Raw genomic sequence first — 18,456 nt, 5'->3', positions numbered from 1 at the left:
TTCGCGTACTGGGCGTACGTGGTCGCCTCGGCAGTGCGGCCAGGTGCGGTGCCAGGCGTCGCGGGCCCGGCAAGATCCGAAAGAGACGGCCTAGCGCAGCAGGACGCAGCTGGGGCTGGGTACGGGGAGCGGGGGCGCGGCCGGGGTGAGCCGGCCGGTGGCCGGGTCCAGGCGGAAGGCGCTGACCGACTGCCCGGCCTGGTTGGCCGTGTACACGTACCGGTCGGAGGCGTCGAGGGCCACGTCCCGCGGCCAGCGGGTACCCGGCGCCTTGGCGGTGACGGGCTGGGACTCGACGAGCGCGAGGCTGCGGCCCGCGTTGCCCACCCGGAAGGACTCGACGGTGTCGAGCCCCCGGTCGGCGGTGATCAGGAGCCCGCCGTCGCGCGTGAGGTGCACGGCGGAGGGGGCGTTGCGCGGGTTGATGCCGGGCGGCGCGACGGAGGCGTGGGAGACCGGGCGGAGCTCCCCGGTGCCGGCGTCGTAGGACAGCACGGTGACGGTGTGCCCGAGTTCGTTCGTCACGTAGGCGAGGTCTCCCCGCGGGTGGAAGACCAGGTGCCGGGGGCCGATGCCGCTGCCGAGCCGGACCTTGCCTGCCGGGCGCAGTGCGCCGGTGGCGGAGTCGAAGTCGTAGACGTGGATGTGGTCGTCGCCCTTGTCGGGGACCAGCACCCGGCGGCCCGCCGGATCGAAGGCGATCATGTGCGGATGCGGGCCGCGCTGCTCCTCGGGGTGCGGGCCGCGGCCGTCGTGGCGTACGACGGTCACGGCCTCGCCCAGCGAGCCGTCGGCCGCGACGGGCAGGACGGCGATGTGCCCCGAGTCGTAGTTGGCCGTGAGCAGGAAGCGGCCTTCGGGATGGACCGCGAGGTGCACCGGCGCCGCGCCGGCGCTGGAGCGGGGGCTGCCGAGCGGGTGGAGCCGGTCCCCGTCGATCCGGTAGGCGTGGACGGCTCCGGTGGCTCCGTCCGGGAGCTGGCTGACGGCGTAGAGGCGGGCCCCGTCGGGCGAGAGCGTGAGGAAGGAGGGGTTCTCGATCCCCCGCTGCCACCTCCTGACGTCGAGCCGGCCGTCGGCGCCGACGGTGGCGATGCCGATGCCGGGAAGGCCCGGCAGCCCGTACTCGCCGATCGTGAACCCGCCGATGTAGGCGTGGCGGGCGTCCGGACGGGGTGCTTCGCCCGCGGCGGTGGACATGCCGGTCCAGCCGATCCCCGCGAGGGCGCCCGCCCCGGCGAGCGCGAGGAATCCGCGCCGGTCGTACGAGGAGGCAGCAGCGGAAGCGGAGGAAGAGGCAGAGGAGGAACGGCGGTTCACAGGGCGGCTCCGAAGATCAGCCCGGGTGCGAGGAGGACGGCGAGCCCTCCGCCGCCCAGGGCCAGCAGGACCTGCCACCCGGTGCGCAGGTTCCTGATCCGGGCCCGGCGGCGGGCCAGGGCGAGCACCGCGACCGACGCCGCCCAGGCGGGGAGCGCGATGCGCAGGCTGACCTCGCCGGTGAACAGCACTCCGGCGCGGGCCGTGATGCATTCGGCCGCCGAGCACCCGCCGGGCGGGTCGGCGGAGGACCACAGGACCCCGGATCCCAGGAGGAGCAGCGGGGCCAGGGCGGCGAGTCCGGTGGTCCACACGTAGGGCGACAGTCCGGTGCTGCGGCGGGCCCGCCGCCGGGTGACGGCGAAGGCGGCCAGGGCGGGTACCCACCCCATCAGCACGCCGAAGAGCCCCGCGTGCGCGGCCTCCGAGAGCGCGGCCCAGGCGCCGTCCGCCCCCCAGCCGCCCCGTGTCAGGGCCAGCAGGCCGGTGGCGGCGGCGAGTCCGGCCGCGGTGTGCGCCCAGGTCCGTGCGAAGGAGGGGGCGCCGGCCCAGCCGACGAAGACGCCGGCCAGCGAGACCAGCAGTACGGGCGGGCCCGCGGTCACCCCCCAGGGCAGCGGAAACCCGGGCAGGCCGTCGCCCAGGGGCGCCGACCAGCTCCCCCAGTCGCCGAACAGGGCCGCCAGGACGGCCGTGACCCAGGCGGCGACGGCGCCGGCGTGCTGCACCCGGTCGGTCTCGGCCCGGGCCCGCTCGGCCCGTTCGGCCTCCGAGCGGGCCCGGTCGGCCTCCGAGCGGGCCCGCTCGAACCGGGCACGCTCGATCCGGGCACGCTCGCCCCGGTCCGCCTCGGCCCGGTCCGTCTCGTCCCGGTCCGTCTCGACCCGGTCCGCCTCGACCTCGGCTTCCTCCGTCTCCCCACCCCCGGCCAGGACCAGCGCCACGCCCCTGGCCCGGAACGGGGGAGATCCGGGGCCGGGGCGCGGCGCTGCCTGCGGGAACGCCGGGCCGGTGGAAGCCGGCCCGGTCGCGGCCCCGTGGGCGGCCGCGGAGGGGGGGCGGGGGACCGTCCCCTCCGAGGCGGTTCGTGGCGTCGGGCCGAGGGTGCCGGCGGCTATGTCCGCCTCCGGCTCCGCGGGTCCCTTCGCAGTCGCGGGGCGCCCGGATGCGGACGCTCCGGCGGGCCGGGCCGTGGTCATCGCCCGGCCTCGGCGGCGTGGGCGGCCCCGGCGGTGTCGCCTGCGGTGCCGCCCGCGGTGTCGCCTGCGCGGGCGCCGGCCTGCGGCGCAGGGCCCGTACGCTCTTCGGCCGCGGATTCCCGGAAGCCGTAGCGGGACCACCAGCGGGCCAGCGGTGCCGGTGCCCACCACGCCCACTTGCCCATCAGGGCCATGGTGGCGGGCACGAGCAGGCCCCGGACCACGGTCGCGTCGACGACCACCGCGATCACCAGGCCGACCCCGATCATCTTCATGAACAGGATGGACGAGGTCGTGAACCCGCCGACCACCACGACGAGCAGCAGCGCGGCACTGGTGATGATCTTCGCGGTGCGCTGGAGCCCGATGGCCATCGATTCGACCGGGTCACCGCTGGCCTCCCACTCCTCGCGCACCCGGGAGAGCAGGAAGACCTCGTAGTCCATGGCGAGGCCGAAGGCGATCGCCACGATGAGCACGGGGAAGTTGGCGTCCACGGCCCCGATGGGTTCGAAGCCGAGCAGTCCGGAGAGATGGCCGTCCTGGAAGATCCACTTGATGGCGCCGAAGGTGGCCAGGAGCGACAGCAGGTTCAGGATCACGGACTTGAGCGGGAGCAGCAGCGAGCCGAAGGCCAGGAAGAGCACCACGAAGGACACGACCGCCACGAACAGGGCCATCCACGGAAGACGTCCGCCGATCATGTCGACGATGTCCACGCGGGAGGCCGGCATCCCGGTCACCAGGGTCTTCGCGCCCTCCGGCGCGGCGGTGTCGCGGACCCCGTGGACCAGGTCCACGGCCGGGCGGGACATCGGGTCGGGCGCGTACCGCACCGTCACCCGGGCGTCGTTGCCCGCGAAGGCCGTGGGCGTCGCGGACGTCACTCCCTCGACCCGCTGCAGCCGGTCCGCGTACGCCTGCACGGCGCCGCGGTCGGCCGGACCGTCGAAGCGGACCACCGAGGTCATGATCCGGCCGGGGTTGGTGTCGAAGTCGGCGGCCAGGGTCTTGCTGACGACCTTGGCGTCCCCGCTCGAAGGCAGCACCCACTCGCCCGGCCGGGCCCAGTTGACGCCGAGCAGCGGCGCACCGAGGCCGACCAGGACGGCGACGATGGCCAGCGAGGACAGCAGGGGCCTCCGCATGACCGCATGGGCCGTGCGGTACCAGCGCCCCTGCGTCAGCGGCTTCTCCGCCCCGCCCCGGCCGCCCGGCAGCGGGACCCGCCACTTGTCGATGCGGTGTCCCGTGTAGCGCAGCAGCGCCGGGAGCAGCGTCAGCGAGCCGACGACCGCGAAGGAGACCACGGCGACGGCCGCGTAGCCCATGGAGGACAGGAACCGCGACGGGAAGAGGGCCAGGCCCGCGAAGGAGATCGCCACGGCGAGCCCGGAGAAGGCGACCGTGCGCCCGGCCGTGGCCGTGGCCCGCCGCACCGCGGTGTCCACGTCCGCGCCGGCGTGCAGTTCCTCGCGGAACCGGTTGACCAGGAAGAGCGCGTAGTCGATGGCCAGGCCCAGGCCCAGGATCGTGATGACGTTGATGACGGTGCTGGAGATCTCGGTGAACATCGTCAGCACGCGCAGCACCACGAAGGAGCCGAGCGCCACGAAGGTGCCGACCGCCAGGGGCAGCAGCGCGGCGACCGCGCTGCGGAAAATCAGCACGAGCAGGACGAGCAGGATCGGGATGGAGAGCATCTCGGCCCGGGCGATGTCCGCGCCGGTCAGGGCGTTGACCTGTTCGGTCATCGCGGCCACGCCGCCGAAGCGGGCGGTGACCCCGTCGGCCTCGAACTGCTCCTTGATCTTCGTCAGCGCCTCGACCTGGTGCTGGTCGTTGTCGTCGGCGAACTGCACGGTCGCGTACATGCGGGTGCGGTCCCGGGACACGTAGGCGTCGGCGCCCTGGGCGCCCGGGTCCCAGAAGGAGCTGAGGCGGGTGATGCCCTCGCGCGGGACGCCGTCGAGCGCCGAGCGGACGGCGCCGCCGAACTCCTCGGCGGTCCGGCCGGCGGTCTTCGACTCGTAGAGGACGATCACGTCGTTGGACTCGCGTCCCAGCGGGCCGTCGAGAACCTTGTCGGCCTCGACCGACTCACTGGCCGGGTCGTCGAATCCGGCACCGCCGGTGAACGAGCCGAAGACGCCGGTACCCCACACGCCGGCGAACAGCGTGAAGACGACCGCCGCGATCACGACCCATTTGCGACGCCGCGCGGTGAATGCTCCGATGGCGGCAAACAATTTTCTCTCCCTGGCTGGTATCGCTTTTGCTGAGGCTTGCTGAATAGGTCCGACCCCGCGCAGGTTCGGTTCACGACTCTTTCAGAGCCGGTAATCCCGCGGAATGCACATTCGGATTGTTTGCTATACCTCTTTCGACACATTCCCGGCCGCGCTGCGCACGGGAAGGACGAACCGGGTGGTGCGCCGCTGCGCGAGCGAAGCGGCCACTCCCACCACGAGCGACAGTCCGAGACCGATGGCCACCGAGTGGACCGGGTCGTCGCTGATGGCGCCGCCGAAATAGCCCACTCCCACGGAGTAGGCGGTCCATATCAGCTCCGCGAGCGCGGCCCCGGAGGCGAACTTCCCCAGGGGATACCCGGCGGCGCCCGCCGAGAGCCCGCCCAGCAGCCGCCCGCTCGGCAGGAAGCGCACGCCGACGACGAAGGGGAACCCGCGCCGGCGCACCTGCCCGGACATCCACTCGAAGAGCTCGCCGCGCCGTCCGCGGGTCACGACGCCCAGCCGCGCCCGGTCCCCGAGGAGCCGGCCCAAGCGGTGTATCAGCACGTCGCCGAGGAGCGCGCTGCCGGCCACCGACAGCACGACCAGGACGATCGACATCTCCCCCTGCGCCGCGAGCACACCGCTGGTGACCAGCAGGACGCTGTTCGGCAGCAGGGGCGGCAGGGTCGTGATCGCCAGGATCGCGTACGCCCAGCAGGCCCAGGCCGACAGGTTCCCCGCCAGGCCGGAGGTGACGTCCACCCAGGCCACGATCGCGTTGATGTCCACGGCCTTCCTCCATCCGTTCGACCCCGGCCACGAAGGGTCCGGGGGCTGCCGGCACTACCACTTTCGAGGCATGTGCCGGGTCATTGGTGAGTGATGACCCCAGGTCGGCGGGTCATTAGCGTCGGAACGGCAGCGGACGAACGCGCCTCCACATGAACTGTAACCTAAGGTATCGATAGATTCACTATCACCTATGACCAGCCTAGGGCAGGCGCACATGACCGACGTGATGCTGTTCCTCAAGGAGTTCGCCCGGACCCGGCGGGACACGGGAGCCATCGCTCCCAGCAGTCCCTTACTGGCCCGGGCCCTCACCCGCTACGTGATCCCCAGCCCGGGCAGGCCGCGCGCCGTGCTCGAAGTCGGCCCCGGCACCGGCGCCGTGACCCGGCACATCCAGCCGGCGCTGGGCCCCCTCGACACCCTCGAACTGATCGAGCCCAACCCGCGGTTCGCCGACCTGCTGCGGCACTCCTACCGGGACGACTCGCGCATAGGCCTGCTGCCGGGCCTGGTCCAGGACCACGAACTCGGCTCGTACGACACGATCGTGTGCGGCCTGCCCTTCGCGAACTTCGAGGCCCCCGTCGTGGAGGACATCCTCGGGCAGCTGCTGGGCTCACTGAACCCGGGCGGCACGCTGTCCTTCTTCGCGTACGCCGGAATCCCGCCCCTGCGCCGGGCCCTCACCTCGGGCGAGACGCGCGAACGCACCCTGGGCACGCAGGCGGTACTGGAACGGACGCTGCGGCGCCACCGGTTCCGCACCGAGACGGTGCTGCTGAACGTCCCGCCGGCCCACGTGCACCACCTGGCCCTGGTGGCACCCGCACCCGAACCGGCGCTCGCCGCCTACAGCGCCTGATCCAGAGCCTGGCTCTGCACCTGACTCTGCGCCTGGTCCTGCGCCCGGGCGGACACGCGTCCGGACGCGTCCTCCTGCGCGATGCGGCGCAGGGCCGACATGGCCGCGTCGCCGAGGAGGGTGCCGAGGACGACGCCCTCGACCTTGCCGTCCACACCGGGCACCCGGGCGAGGGCGGCCAGTTCGGCGCCGGCCAGCCGTCCGGCCACGGCCGCGTACTCGTCGAGCAGGGCCAGCAGATCGCCCCGGCCCAGGTCGCGGTAGGTCACGACGATCTGGACCAGCGCCTTCCAGCCGGGGTTCTCGGGCTTGACCGCCCAGCCCTGGCGCCGCACCAGCTCCTCGACGGCTCGCTCGGCGCCCGCCCAGTCCCCCTCCGGATTCGGGTCGGCCACGGCGCGGGTGACCGCGGACTGGGCGACGCCGAGCATGCCGTGGACCGTGCGGTGGGGCGAGTCGACCTCGGCGAGCACCGCGCGGACGGCGGCGATCGACAGACCGCCGACCTCCAGCATCGCCCGGATCAGCCTGAGCCGGTGCGCGTGCGCCTCGGAGTAGCTCACCTGGTTGGGGCTCGTCCGCTCTCCGGACGGCAACAGCCCTTCACGGGCGTAGTACTTGACCGTCGCTACCGAAACTCCGGTACTCCGCGCCAGCTCTCCGATACGCATTCCACCAGGATACTGCGTTTCCCCTCCGCGTTTACCCCCCGGTCACCACAACCCGGCCGGAGTCCACGGCATCCGCGAATTGCCCAGCTTTTATCGGTCTTGAATTTTCGCGCGATCACGCTTCCATGCCGGACTGCCACGCTCAATCCGTACCCAAACTCCCCTCTCGGAAGCCGAAGAACCCGGCCGGACAACCCGGCCGAAGAACCCAGCCGAAGGAATCAGGTATGACCACAGAAGTGGTTCCGGAGCTTCCCTCGGAGCCCGGCGATCTCACCTACGGACGCACCGTGGACCGCTCCCTGGTCCACCGGGCCGCCGTCTCCGAGGTCTTCGTGACCGACATCAGGCCCCTGACCGCCATGCGCGTGCGCACCGCGGTCCAACTGCCCCTGACACACGGCTACTACAGCGACCACGTGCAGCAGCCGGCCCTCTACGACGCCCTGCTGCTCCTGGAGTCGGGCCGGCAGGCCGCGATCGCCGGATCGCACGCCCACATGGGCCTGTCCCAGGGCACCACGATGATCGTCGACAGCTTCCGCATGGACCTGTACGGCCTCGCGGCGCTGAAGATCGGCTCGAAGCCGGGACGGCTGCACATCGACACCGAGTACTCCGGCAAGGCGAACCGGCGCGGCCGGGTCCGCAAGGGCATGGTCGCCCAGCGGTACTTCATGGACGGCGTCGAGGTCGGCGGCCACGAGATGGACGTGCTCTTCCTCAACCCGCACGAGAACGAGGTGCTGCGGCACGCCCAGCGCGGCACCCCCGCGCCCCTGACCTCGGACTACGGCCGCCACGGACCGGGCGAGGACGGCAGCGGACAGCTGCGGCCCGAACAGATCGGCCGGGGCAACCCCCTCAACGTCGTGCTGTCCCGCGCCGAGCGGACACCGGAGGCGGTCACGGCCCGGGTCACGGCCCGGGTCACGCCCCGCTTCGACAACCGCGCCCTCTTCGACCACGTCTACGACCACCTCCCGGCCATGACCCTCGTCGAGGCCGCCCGCCAGCTCGCCCTGCTCGCCACCGGCGAACCCCTGGCCACGTACGCCGTCGGCTTCGAGGCCCGGTTCGACCGGTTCGCCGAACTGGACGACACCGTCCTGGCCGAAGCGGCCCTCCCCTCCGGGGACGAGTTCACCGAGGGCGCACCCGGCACGGTTCCGGTGCGCTTCGTCCAGGCCGGCGAGGAGATCGCCCACGTCACCGTCACCACCGCATCCGGGAGCCAACTGTGAGTACGCGGCGCATTGCCGTCTGGACCGACTTCGGCGGTGTCCTGACACCCCCGATCTCCCACACCATGGCCGCCTTCTGCGCGGCACAGGACCTCGACCAGCAGATCCTCGGGCAGGCCCTCGGCAAGGTCACCGCCCGCTACGGCACGAGCGACCCGATGGAGCCCATCGACACCCCCCTCATCACCGAGGAGGCCTGGCTCGACGAGATCGCCGCCGTGCTTGCGGCCGATCACGGGATCACCGGACGCAAGCTGACGACCCTCGCCGACACCTGGTTCGACGGCCGCGAGACCAACCACGCGTGGGTGGCCGAGCTGCGCAAGGCGCGCGCGTCCGGCGCCTTCGTCGGAATGGTCTCGAACATGGTCCCGACCTGGGACGCCTACTGGCGCCGCATGGTCGACGTGGACGAGCTCTTCGAGGACGTCCTGCTCTCCTTCGAGGTCGGCCACCGCAAGCCCTCGCCCGCCATGTTCGCGCTCGCCGCGGAGCGGGCCGGGGTCCCCGCCGCCGACTGCGTCCTGATCGACGATCTCGCGCACAACGTCGCGGGAGCCGAGGCCGCCGGATGGACGGCGATCCACTTCACCGACACGGACACGGCGGCGGAGCAGCTGAACGCCCTGCTGGCCACGGCCCGCGCGTAGCCCGCCCAGCCCACGCAGTCGCCACGTAGTCGCCACGCCGTCGCCACGCCGTCGTCCGACCCCAGATAAGGAGCCCCACACCGTGAGCCGTTCCGTGCTCGTCACCGGCGGGAACAGAGGCATAGGCCTCGCCACCGCCCGCGCCTTCGCCGCACAGGGCGACAAGGTCACCGTCACCTACCGCACCGGCGAGCCGCCCGAAGGGCTCTTCGGCGTGCGCTGCGACGTGACGGACCCCGAGTCCGTGCGCCGCGCCGTGGAAGAGGCCCGCATCCAGCACGGGCCGATCCAGGTCCTGGTCTCCAACGCCGGCATCACCCGCGACGAGCTGCTGCTCGGCATGTCGGCCGAGGACTTCCGGGCCGTCATCGAGACGAACCTGCTCGCGGCGGTGGCGGTCACCAAGGAGTGCCTGACGGACATGGTCAAGGCCCGCTGGGGCCGGGTCATCCTCGTGGCGTCGGTGAGCGCCCTGGCCGGCGCCCCCGGCCAGACCAACTACGCCGCCTCCAAGGCCGGACTGATCGGCTTCGGGCGCTCGCTCGCCCTGGAGGTCGGACGCCGCAAGGTCACCGTCAACGTGGTCACGCCGGGCCTCATCGAGACCGACATGGTCAAGGACGTCACCGGCCCGCGCCGCGACCACCTGCTCAGCCAGACCTCCCTGTTCCGCGCGGGCCAGCCCGAAGAGGTGGCCGGCGTAGTGAAGTTCCTGGCGAGCGACGACGCCTCGTACGTGACCTCGGCCGTCATCCCCGTCACCGGCGGCCTCGGCGTCGGCCACTGACCGTCCCCACTGACCGTCCCCACCCACCGCCGCGCGCCATCCCCACGCGCGATCCCCCCACGCGTCACATCCACCCGTCACCTCACCCCGTAGGAAAGGAAACCCATGGCGAACGACAAGGTCCTCGAAATCGCCCACCAGATGGGCCGGATCTTCAACGATCTGGACGCGGAGGCCGCCCACCGGCTGGTCGCCCCCGACTTCGTCGACTACGAGGCCCCGCCCGGCACCCCCGGCGGCCCCGACGGCTACCTCGGCACCGCCCGCTGGATGAACTCCGTGTTCTCCGAGGCCGGCTGGGACCACCTCGACTCCTTCGCGGACGGCGACCGGGCCGTGATCCGGGTGCGGTTCACCGGAATCCACACCGGCAACTTCCTCGGCTTCGAGGGCACCGGCAACAAGGTCGACGTGGAGCACATCCACATCTACCGCGTCGGTGACGACGGCCTCGTCCACGAGCACTGGGCCTGCCGCCAGGACCTGTTCCTGCTGGCCCAGATCGGCGCCGTCGAACTGAAGCTGCCGCCCACGGGCACGCAGGCGTAAGCCCTTCACCGCCCCACCACTCAGGTCGCCGAACACCCCACGGGTTCGGCGGCCTGCGTGCATTTCTGAGACAGCACAGCCAGAGACAGCACAGCACCCGACAGACCGACTAGACCGACTAGACCGACTAGAGAGGAACGAAGCCGTGATGAGAGCCGACCGGCCGGCGTGGGCCCTGGTGGCGACCTCGCTGCCCATGTTCATGGTCGCCGTGGACAACCTGGTGGTCACCAATGCCCTCGCCGTGATCGCGGAGGACCTGAACACCAGCCAGACCGGCCTGCAATGGGTGGTCAACGGCTACATCCTGCCCTTCGCCGGACTCCTGCTCGCCGGCGCCGCACTGGGCGACCGGATCGGCCGGCGCCGCGTCTTCGTCTGGGGCATCGGCGTGTTCACCGCGGCCTCGGCGGCGTGTGCCCTCGCGACCTCGGTGGGCGCCCTGATGGCCGCCCGTGTCCTGCAGGGTGCCGGAGCCGCCGCGATCCTGCCCGTCTCCCTGACGCTCGCGGTCGCCGCGGTCGGCCCCGCCAAGCGGGCCCTCGCGGTCGGCGTGTGGGGCGGGGTCAACGGCCTGGGCATCGCCATCGGCCCGATGGCCGGCGGGATGGTGACCCAGGGCCTGGACTGGCACTGGATCTTCTGGCTCAACGTGCCGGTGGGCCTGCTGGCCCTGCCGCTCGCCCTGTGGGCCGTACGCGAATCCACGGGAGCGGCCCGTCCCCTCGACGTATGGGGGACCCTGCTCTCCTGCGGCACCGTCGTGGCCGCGGTCTGGTCCATCATCCAGTCCGCCGGAGCGGACGCCTCACCGCTGCGCACGCTCCTCGGCGTCGCGCTCACCGCCGCGCTCGGCGCCGCGTTCGCCTACCGCCAGCGCACCGCCGCGCACCCGCTCATCCCGCTCCACCTCTACCGGGTACGGCCGTTCATGCTGAGCAACATGCTGGCGATGGCCATGTACTTCGGGGTGTTCGGATCCATCTTCTTCCTGGCCCAGTTCCTCCAGGGCCCGATGGGCTACTCCCCGCTCGAAGCGGGCCTGCGCACCCTGCCCTGGACCGTGGCCCCGATGGTGGCCGTACCCGTGGCCAGCGCCCTGCTGGACCGGGTGGGCGGCTGGCGGCTCCAGGCCGCCGGCTGCCTGGCCCAGGCCCTCGCACTGGCCTGGCTGGGGCTGATCGCCCGGCCCGGGGTGTCCTACGGGCCGATGATCGTCGCCATGGTGCTCGCCGGCGTCGGCATGGGCCTGGTCTTCGCGGCCAACCCCGCCACGGTGATCGGCTCCGTGGAGGAGCACGAGCACAATCTGGCCTCCGGGGTGAACAACACCATCCGCGAGTTCGGCGGCGCCCTCGGCATCGCCGTGCTCACCCTCGTATACGTACACGGCGGCCTCCGCAGCGCTGTGCTGACGGGGGCCGCCGTGGTGTTCGCGGGCGCCTTCGCGGGACTGGCTATCGGCCGTACGACAGCACGGCCCGGGTCCGCGCCAGCACCTTCTGCGCACCCGAGCGCACGGTCAGATCGACCCGAACCGAGCCGTCTTCCCTGACCTCGGCCACCGCGCCGTCGACGGTGATGTCCACACCGTCGGCGGTGTCGGGGACGACGACGGGGCGGGTGAAGCGGGTTCCGTACTCCGCGAAGACCGCCTCCTCGCCGGCCCAGCCGCGCAGGGCGGTCGCGGCGAGTCCCATGCTGAGCATCCCGTGGGCGATGACCCCCGGCAGCCCCACCCGGGCGGCCGTGGAATCGGACCAGTGGATGGGGTTGTGGTCACCGGAAGCCGCCGCGTACCGGACGAGATCGGCCCGGGTCACGCGGAAGGTGCGGGTGGGGAACGTGTCTCCGGCGGCGGTCATCGGCCCTCCTCCTCGTGCCGTGAAACGAGCGTGGACGTCGTCGTGCACACCAGCGCGTCCCCGTCCGCCTCCCGGACCAGTCCGCGCAGGGTCAGTACGTCGTTGCCGTCGACGGTGGCGGCGCCGAGCACCTCGATCACGACGACGAGCCGGTCACCCGACCGGACCGGCCGCACCGCCTCGAACCGCTGGTCGCGGTGGAGGACCCGGGAGAAGTCGAAGCCGAGCCCGGGATCGTCGATCACCTGCCGCTCGGCGTGCATGGACAGCACGATGGGGAACGTGGGCGGGGCGGTCAGACCGTCGCCGGCCTCGGCGCCCACCGCGCGCGAGAACTCCCGGATGGTCTCGCGGCCCACCTCGTAGGGCTCGCTCGGCGGGTACGCGCGCCCCGCGAAGGACGTGTCGAAAGCGGATGGCATGGGATGGGGCCTCTCCTCGATGAGTGGTGCAGGGCAGGAGCAGCGGACAGGCGCAGGAGCCGGAGCAGGCGTACGGGAACGCCGACGGCCGGACAGCACAGCGGCGCCCGCGTGAGGGTTCGCGGGCGCCGCTGTGAGCCGGCCGGACATCAGCGGGGTGAACGCACCACCAGGGCGGCCGCGTTGCCGTCCCACCCGACGGAGGTGATGAGCGCGGTCACCCGCGTGACGGGCGGCTGCGCCCGCCACACCGCGAGGAGACCGGCGAGCTGCATCGCACCGCTCGCGCTGTACGTCTCGCCGAGCGCGTCGGCGATCCGCAGGGTCGCCGCCGGCGCACCGCCCAGCGCGGCCCGCACGCCGCGCCGTTCGACCGCTTCCAGACCGCGCTGGTGCACGGCCCCGAGGGAGACGACGTCGATCTCGCCGGCCTCGACCCCGCTGCGCGCCAGCGCGCGCGAGACGGCGTCCGCCAGCCCGTCGGCGTAATCGCGCGGATCGGGGGTGAACCGCGACTCGCACGCGAGGAGCTCGGCGAGCTCGCCGCCCGCGGGCCGGTCGGGCTGCACCGTGAACACCGCGGCGCCCTCGCCGAGCGGGGCGCCCTCCCGCAGCACCCCGGTACGGTGCCAGGCCCAGGCGGCCGCGGCGCTCAGCTCCTCCACGCCGCCGACCAGCAGCCGGTCCGCGCGCCCGAGCGTGAGCGCCAGCCGGGCGTGCCGGAAGGCGAGCAGGGAGGCCGTCTGGCCCCCGGCCACCGTGGCGTTGAGCCCGCGCAGGCCGTTGCGGATGGCGATCTGGCCCGTGGTGCTGTTCATCACGGTGTTCGGGAACCGGCCCGGATTGACCAGGTACGGCTTCTCCAGGGTCAGCGTGTCGTACAGCAGGGTGCTGTGCGTGGACACCGATCCGGTGTTCGTCGCGAGCACCACGCCCGTGCGCGCCCCGTCGACCTCGATCCCCTGGAGCACCTCCTTGCAGGAGACCAGCCCGAAGGAGGTCAGGCGGTCCAGGTACTTCGCACCCTTGCGCCCGAGCTGCTCCTTGACGTCCAGGCCCCGTACGGCGCGGACCGGACGCGGCGGGTAGGCCGCCGCGTCCTCGCCGACCGGCTCGTCGTGGGACGCCTCGCGCGACCCGCTGCCGCCGAGCAGGTGCCCGGCCAGCGCGTCCAGGCCCAGACCGGCCGCGGAGACGACCCCTGCCGAAGCCACGTAGAGCGGTTCGACCACGGTGGCGGTCACGAAACCCTCCCCAGGATGGTGATGACGTTGTTCCCGCCGAAGGCGAAGCCGTGGTTCTGCACGATGTTCAGGCGGGCGTCGCGGCCGGTGCCCGGCACGCAGTCGACGCCCTCGCCGAGCTCCGGGTCCGGCTCGGTGACGTGCGCGGTGGGCGGCAGGAAGTCCTGCTCCAGCGCCTTGCAGCAGGCGATCGCACCGAAACCGGAGGCCGCGCCCATGGTGTGGCCCAGCATCGACTTGATCGAGCTGATCGGCGGGATGCGGTCCCCGAACACCTCGCGCGCCGCCGCCACTTCGGTGGCGTCGTTGGTGGGGGTGCCCGTTCCGTGCGCGCAGATGTAGTCGATCTGCTCCGGCCGCACCCCCGCCGCCTCGTGCGCGGCCCGGATGCCCGACGCGATGCTGGTCGCGTCCGGATGCACCATGTGGGAGGCGTCGCAGTTCGCCGCGTACCCGAGGACCTCGGCGTACATGCGGGCGCCGCGCCGTTGGGCGTGCTCGTACGACTCCAGCACCAGCACCGCGCCGCCCTCGCCGGTGACGATGCCGGAGCGGTCCGCGGCGAAGGGCCGCGGAACGTCCTCGGCCATCGCGCCCAGGGCGTAGAACCCGGCGTGCGTCAGCCGGTTGACGGCATCGGCGCCGCCCGCCAGCATCACGTCGGCCTCACCGCTGCGGACCAGGTCGAAGGCGTACCCGAGCGCGTAGTTGGAGGCGGAACAGGCCGTCGGGATCGTCTGGGTGTCACCGGTCAGCAGCAGCTCGGAGCTGACCGCGTTGGCGATGCGCGAGGCCGGGGTCTGACCGGCCAGCCCGCCGTCGATCGACTCCAGTCCGCCCTGGATCCACTGTTCGGCCAGCGCCTGGACGACCGCGGACTCCCCGCTGGTCGTCCCCATGATCGCGCCGGCCCCGGCGGCTTCCAGCTGGCCCTCGTCGATCGCGGCGTCGGCGATGGCCAGCCGGGCGGCCGCGGCGGCCAGCAGGCCGCTGCGGCCCCAGCGCGTGGGATCGAGGCGCTTGAGGTGGTCTGCGGGGTCGAAATCGAGGACCTCGCCCGCATTGCGCCGCGGGAAGGCACTCGCGTCGAAACTCTCGATCGGCCCGGTTCCGCTCTCGCCGGCCCGGATGGCGGCCGCGAACACATCGGCACCGATACCGACCGGGGACACCGCGCCGAGCCCGGTGATGACGACCCGGCGGTACGTTCTCGCCGCCTTGCCGGCCGTGGACGCGGGTCCGGTCTCAGCCATTCGGGTTCTCCTTGGCGTACCGCTCGACACCGTCCACCAGGAGACGCAGGTTCACGAGTTCACCGAGGTCGGTCTTCGGAATGACCACACCCAATTCCTTCTCGATCCTGGAAACGACGGTGATGAGGGAGAGCGAGTCGCTGTCGTAGTCGTCGATGAAGTGGCCACCGTCGGTGAGCTCGCCTTCCTCCAGTTCGAGCTCTTCGTTCACGATCGCACTGACAGCCGCGTAGTAGTCGCTCACGGATGCCACGGTCTGCTGAGTCATGCGCTTGCCTCTCGTCGCCTTCGAACCGTTCGAACAGGACCGTATGCGGGTATGAATTGACCGAGCAAGGCCCCCACAACCAAAGAGGCAGCGCATTCCCCTAAAGTGGCAATACCGCTCCCCGATCCTCTCCGCACAGCATTTGCCTGGGGTTTTATCGACGGTTTATCGAGGGTCTATCCAGGCTTTATCGATATTCCAAACCTCCCTGCCAGAATCACCGGGACGGTGATATCAGGACGGCAGAAGAGGTCGAGATGAGCGGTCCACGGTTGGCTTTGATATTTCCCGGCCAGGATGCGCGGCATCCCGGAATGGGACGGCCCTGGGCCGACTCCCCCAGCTGGTTCCTGGCCGAGCGTGCGGGCGAGGTCACCGGGCACGACGTGGCCGGCCTGCTGCTGAACCCCGTCCACGGCACGGTCGGCGCGGACGGCGTGAACCACCCGCCGCGGACGGACGGCGCCCAACTCGCCACCTTCGTGCTGGAGATGGTGATCCTCGCCGATCTGCGCCGGGCCCTGCCCGCGGCCGCCCGGCCCCTGGTCTGCGCCGGGCACGGCGTCGGCGAGTACTCCGCCCTCGTGGCCGCCGGGATCATCGGCTTCGACGAGGCCGTACGCCTGGTCGCCGCCCGCGGCAAGGCGATGCAGGAGGCGTCCGCCGCCGTCCCCGGCACCATGGCGGCCGTGCACGGGCTCTCCCCCGACACCGTGGAGCGCATCGCCCGGTCGGTGCGCGAGGCCGGCGGCCGCGTCTGGGCGGCGCACCTCGACTCCGACGGGCGGACGGTCCTGGCGGGCGATCCGGCCTCCATGGCCCGCTGCCGCACCCTGGCACGGGAACTGGGGGCCGACGGAATCCTGCCCCTCCCTCTCGGCGGCGCCTTCCACACCCCGCTGATGGCCGACGCGGCGGCGGCCTTCTCCACCGCCCTGGCCGCCGCGGAGTTCCACCGCGGATCCGCCCCCGTCGTGGCCAACGCCGACGCGCAGCCCCACCACGGCCCCGACGGCTGGCCCGGCCTGCTGGAGCGCCAGCTGACCGGCCCGGTGCGCTGGGCGGACTCGGTGCGCACGATGGCCGACGGCCTGTACTGCGACATGTTCGTGGAGGTCGGCCCCGGCCGCACCCTCACCGCACTGGCCCGCCGGACCGCGCCGCAGGTGTCCCGCCTGACCGTCTCCGAGCCCGGTCAACTCCCCGCCGTCCCCCGGACCCTCGTACGGAGCGCCGCATGAACACCACCACGGACACGGACACGGCGGCCCACTGGGACGCGATCGTCATCGGCTCGGGCATCGGCGGCCTGGTGTGCGCGGCCTACCTCGCGGTCGGCGGCAAGCGGGTCCTGGTCGCCGAGCAGGGACCGGTAGCGGGAGGCAACAGCCACGTCTTCCGCAGACGCCGCGCCTACGAGTTCGACGTCGGCGTGCACTACCTCGGCGACTGCGGCCCCGACGGCATCCTGCCGGCCGTCCTGGACGGTCTGGGGCTCGGCGGCAGGGTCCCGTACGAGGAGATGGACCCCGACGGCTTCGACCGCATCGTGGCCGGGGGCACCACCCTGGACATGCCGGCGGACTGGAAGCGGTACCGCGAGCGGCTCCAGGAGGCCTGCCCCGCGGACGCCGCCGGGATCGACACCTTCCTGGACGTGATCGCGGGGCTCGGCACCGAACGCCGCGACGCGATCATCTCCGCCGCGGACGTGCCCATGGCGGAGCTGGAGCGCCTCGCCCCGCACTCGGTGGCCTGGGGCCGGCGGACCCTGACCGAACTCTTCGACCACTGCGCCCTCTCCACCCGCGCCCGCACCCTGCTCGCCGCCCAGTCGCCCAACTACGGGATGTCCCCGGACGAGGCCACGGTCGCCACGCACGCCACCCTCGTCGACCACTACGTCCGCGGCGCCTACTACCCGCAGGGCGGCGGGCAGATGCTCGCCTCGGGCCTGCTCGAAGTGATCCGCGCGCACGGCGGGGCCCTGCGCACCCGTGCCCGGGTGACGCGGATCGCCGTCGAGGAGGGCCGCGCCCGCGGCGTGGAGTTCGCGGACGGCAGTACCGCCGCGGCCCCGGTCGTCGTGTCGAACGCCGACTACCGCCGCACCATGCTCGACCTGGTGGGCGAGGACCGGCTGCCCCGGCGGCTGGCCGCCAAGACCAGGGACGCCCGGATGGCACTGCCCTGGGCCACCGTCTACGTGGCCCTGGACAAGGACATCGAGCGCCACGCCAACGTGTGGTGGTACCGCGGCGAGGACATCGGCCGCTACTACGAGGACCTCCGCTCCGGCGCCCCTTCCTCCACCACCGACTTCCTCTTCATGTCCTTCGCCTCCGGCAAGGACCACGTCGGCCGCCGCATCTGCCCGCCCGGCCACTCCAACTTCCAGCTCATGACGCTCTGCCCGCCCGGCCTCGAACGGTGGGGCGTCACCGAAGGCCCGGCCGACGGCGGGCGCTACCGCGACGACCCGGTGTACCGCAAGGAGAAGGCCCGGCTGACGGAATCCGTCCTGGACGCCGCGGAGGAGTTCCTCGGCCCGTTCCGCGACCGCATCACCCACGTGGAGACGGCGACCCCGCTCACCCAGGAGCGGTACACGCTCTCCACCGGCGGCACCCCCTTCGGCATGGCCCAGTGGGGCGCCGCCGGAGCCCGCCCGGACACCGCCACCTTCATCGAGGGCCTGCACATCGCCGGGGCGAACACCCGCTACGGCAACGGCATCACGGGCTCGGCGGTCAGCGGCATCGCCTGCGCCGGCCAGATCCTGGGCCGCCGCCTCATGCACGAGGTCCACTCGGGCACGGTCCTCGGGGACCCCGCGCTGCTCCCGGAGCGCGGCCCGGACTGGGACCCCCTGGCGGTGTCCCGCGGGCCCTCGCCCCGCCGGCTGTCGTGAGGCTGAGCGCGGACGAACGCCGGGAGACCGTGCTCCGGGCCGCCATCGCCGAGTTCGCCACCGGCGGCTACCACGGCACCTCGACGGAGACGATCGCCCGCCGGGTGGGCGTCTCCCAGCCGTACCTGTTCCGGCTGTTCCCGACCAAGCGCGCCCTGTTCCAGGCCGCGGCGGTCCGCTCC

At 72.5% G+C, this 18,456-nt stretch carries 19 protein-coding genes; 9 read left to right on the top strand and 10 right to left on the bottom strand.

The window, feature by feature from the left end:
• Window positions 1-90 precede the first annotated feature (90 nt).
• The 4 genes from ACFWNV_RS34465 to ACFWNV_RS34450 all read right to left on the bottom strand — a co-directional run bounded on the left by ACFWNV_RS34465 (window position 91) and on the right by ACFWNV_RS34450 (window position 5,545).
• A complete protein-coding gene (locus ACFWNV_RS34465) occupies window positions 91-1,320 on the bottom strand; it encodes a lactonase family protein (RefSeq protein WP_383954720.1) in 1,230 nt (409 codons plus the stop codon).
• On the bottom strand, window positions 1,317-2,264 hold the full coding sequence (locus ACFWNV_RS34460) for a hypothetical protein (RefSeq protein ID WP_383954718.1): 948 nt from the start codon (window positions 2,262-2,264) through the stop codon (window positions 1,317-1,319). The genes ACFWNV_RS34465 and ACFWNV_RS34460 overlap by 4 nt, the downstream gene beginning before the upstream one ends.
• Window positions 2,265-2,515: 251 nt before the next feature.
• A complete protein-coding gene (locus ACFWNV_RS34455; protein WP_383954716.1) occupies window positions 2,516-4,768 on the bottom strand; it encodes an MMPL family transporter in 2,253 nt (750 codons plus the stop codon).
• Window positions 4,769-4,891: 123 nt separating this feature from the next.
• Window positions 4,892-5,545, bottom strand: a complete 654-nt coding sequence (locus ACFWNV_RS34450) for a DedA family protein (protein ID WP_383954715.1) — start codon at window positions 5,543-5,545, stop codon at window positions 4,892-4,894.
• Window positions 5,546-5,738: 193 nt separating this feature from the next.
• Between ACFWNV_RS34450 and ACFWNV_RS34445 the strand changes: the two genes are divergently transcribed.
• Window positions 5,739-6,410, top strand: a complete 672-nt coding sequence (locus tag ACFWNV_RS34445; RefSeq protein ID WP_383954713.1) for a class I SAM-dependent methyltransferase — start codon at window positions 5,739-5,741, stop codon at window positions 6,408-6,410.
• Here ACFWNV_RS34445 and ACFWNV_RS34440 read toward each other — a convergent pair.
• The gene (locus ACFWNV_RS34440; RefSeq protein ID WP_383954711.1) at window positions 6,398-7,081 is read right to left on the bottom strand and encodes a MerR family transcriptional regulator; all 684 of its coding nucleotides are present in this window, start codon (window positions 7,079-7,081) and stop codon (window positions 6,398-6,400) included. The genes ACFWNV_RS34445 and ACFWNV_RS34440 overlap by 13 nt on opposite strands.
• Before the next feature lie 227 nt (window positions 7,082-7,308).
• On the opposite strand from ACFWNV_RS34440, the gene ACFWNV_RS34435 reads away from it, so the two are divergent.
• The 5 genes from ACFWNV_RS34435 (at window position 7,309) to ACFWNV_RS34415 (ending at window position 11,866) form a co-directional block, all read left to right on the top strand.
• A complete protein-coding gene (locus tag ACFWNV_RS34435; protein WP_383954709.1) occupies window positions 7,309-8,325 on the top strand; it encodes an AfsA-related hotdog domain-containing protein in 1,017 nt (338 codons plus the stop codon).
• Window positions 8,322-8,975: an HAD family hydrolase gene (locus tag ACFWNV_RS34430; RefSeq protein ID WP_383954707.1), complete on the top strand. Its 654-nt coding sequence runs from the start codon at window positions 8,322-8,324 to the stop codon at window positions 8,973-8,975. The genes ACFWNV_RS34435 and ACFWNV_RS34430 overlap by 4 nt, the downstream gene beginning before the upstream one ends.
• Window positions 8,976-9,057: 82 nt before the next feature.
• The gene (gene fabG / locus ACFWNV_RS34425) at window positions 9,058-9,762 is read left to right on the top strand and encodes a 3-oxoacyl-ACP reductase FabG (protein WP_383954705.1); all 705 of its coding nucleotides are present in this window, start codon (window positions 9,058-9,060) and stop codon (window positions 9,760-9,762) included.
• A gap of 105 nt (window positions 9,763-9,867) precedes the next feature.
• The gene (locus ACFWNV_RS34420) at window positions 9,868-10,311 is read left to right on the top strand and encodes an ester cyclase (protein ID WP_383954703.1); all 444 of its coding nucleotides are present in this window, start codon (window positions 9,868-9,870) and stop codon (window positions 10,309-10,311) included.
• Window positions 10,312-10,459: 148 nt separating this feature from the next.
• Complete coding sequence (locus tag ACFWNV_RS34415) at window positions 10,460-11,866, top strand: MFS transporter (protein WP_383954722.1); 1,407 nt, start codon at window positions 10,460-10,462, stop codon at window positions 11,864-11,866.
• Here the strand turns inward: ACFWNV_RS34415 and ACFWNV_RS34410 are convergent.
• The 5 genes from ACFWNV_RS34410 to ACFWNV_RS34390 form a co-directional block, all read right to left on the bottom strand.
• Window positions 11,769-12,176: a MaoC/PaaZ C-terminal domain-containing protein gene (locus ACFWNV_RS34410; RefSeq protein WP_383954701.1), complete on the bottom strand. Its 408-nt coding sequence runs from the start codon at window positions 12,174-12,176 to the stop codon at window positions 11,769-11,771. The two genes, ACFWNV_RS34415 and ACFWNV_RS34410, sit on opposite strands and share 98 nt — an antisense overlap.
• A complete protein-coding gene (locus ACFWNV_RS34405) occupies window positions 12,173-12,598 on the bottom strand; it encodes a MaoC family dehydratase N-terminal domain-containing protein (protein ID WP_383954699.1) in 426 nt (141 codons plus the stop codon). The genes ACFWNV_RS34410 and ACFWNV_RS34405 overlap by 4 nt, the downstream gene beginning before the upstream one ends.
• 149 nt (window positions 12,599-12,747) lie before the next feature.
• Window positions 12,748-13,842: a beta-ketoacyl synthase N-terminal-like domain-containing protein gene (locus ACFWNV_RS34400; protein WP_383954697.1), complete on the bottom strand. Its 1,095-nt coding sequence runs from the start codon at window positions 13,840-13,842 to the stop codon at window positions 12,748-12,750.
• Complete coding sequence (locus tag ACFWNV_RS34395; RefSeq protein WP_383954695.1) at window positions 13,839-15,095, bottom strand: beta-ketoacyl-[acyl-carrier-protein] synthase family protein; 1,257 nt, start codon at window positions 15,093-15,095, stop codon at window positions 13,839-13,841. The genes ACFWNV_RS34400 and ACFWNV_RS34395 overlap by 4 nt, the downstream gene beginning before the upstream one ends.
• Window positions 15,088-15,363: an acyl carrier protein gene (locus ACFWNV_RS34390; RefSeq protein WP_254382134.1), complete on the bottom strand. Its 276-nt coding sequence runs from the start codon at window positions 15,361-15,363 to the stop codon at window positions 15,088-15,090. Before ACFWNV_RS34390 ends, ACFWNV_RS34395 begins: the two co-directional genes overlap by 8 nt.
• Before the next feature lie 257 nt (window positions 15,364-15,620).
• Between ACFWNV_RS34390 and ACFWNV_RS34385 the strand changes: the two genes are divergently transcribed.
• From ACFWNV_RS34385 to ACFWNV_RS34375, 3 genes are all read left to right on the top strand, one after another.
• Window positions 15,621-16,604, top strand: coding sequence for an ACP S-malonyltransferase (locus ACFWNV_RS34385; protein ID WP_383954693.1), 984 nt, complete (start codon window positions 15,621-15,623; stop codon window positions 16,602-16,604).
• Window positions 16,601-18,274 (top strand): phytoene desaturase family protein, encoded by a 1,674-nt coding sequence (locus ACFWNV_RS34380; RefSeq protein ID WP_383954691.1) that lies wholly within the window; start codon window positions 16,601-16,603, stop codon window positions 18,272-18,274. The genes ACFWNV_RS34385 and ACFWNV_RS34380 overlap by 4 nt, the downstream gene beginning before the upstream one ends.
• Window positions 18,271-18,456: helix-turn-helix domain-containing protein (locus ACFWNV_RS34375; protein ID WP_383954689.1), on the top strand; the 186-nt coding region annotated here is incomplete at its 3' end. The genes ACFWNV_RS34380 and ACFWNV_RS34375, both read left to right, overlap by 4 nt.

It is taken from the genome of Streptomyces sp. NPDC058401 (assembly GCF_042722885.1).
GTDB lineage: Bacteria > Actinomycetota > Actinomycetes > Streptomycetales > Streptomycetaceae > Streptomyces.
Note: the sequence above shows the minus strand (reverse complement) of the source record. Positions and strands in the feature narration are given on the sequence as shown.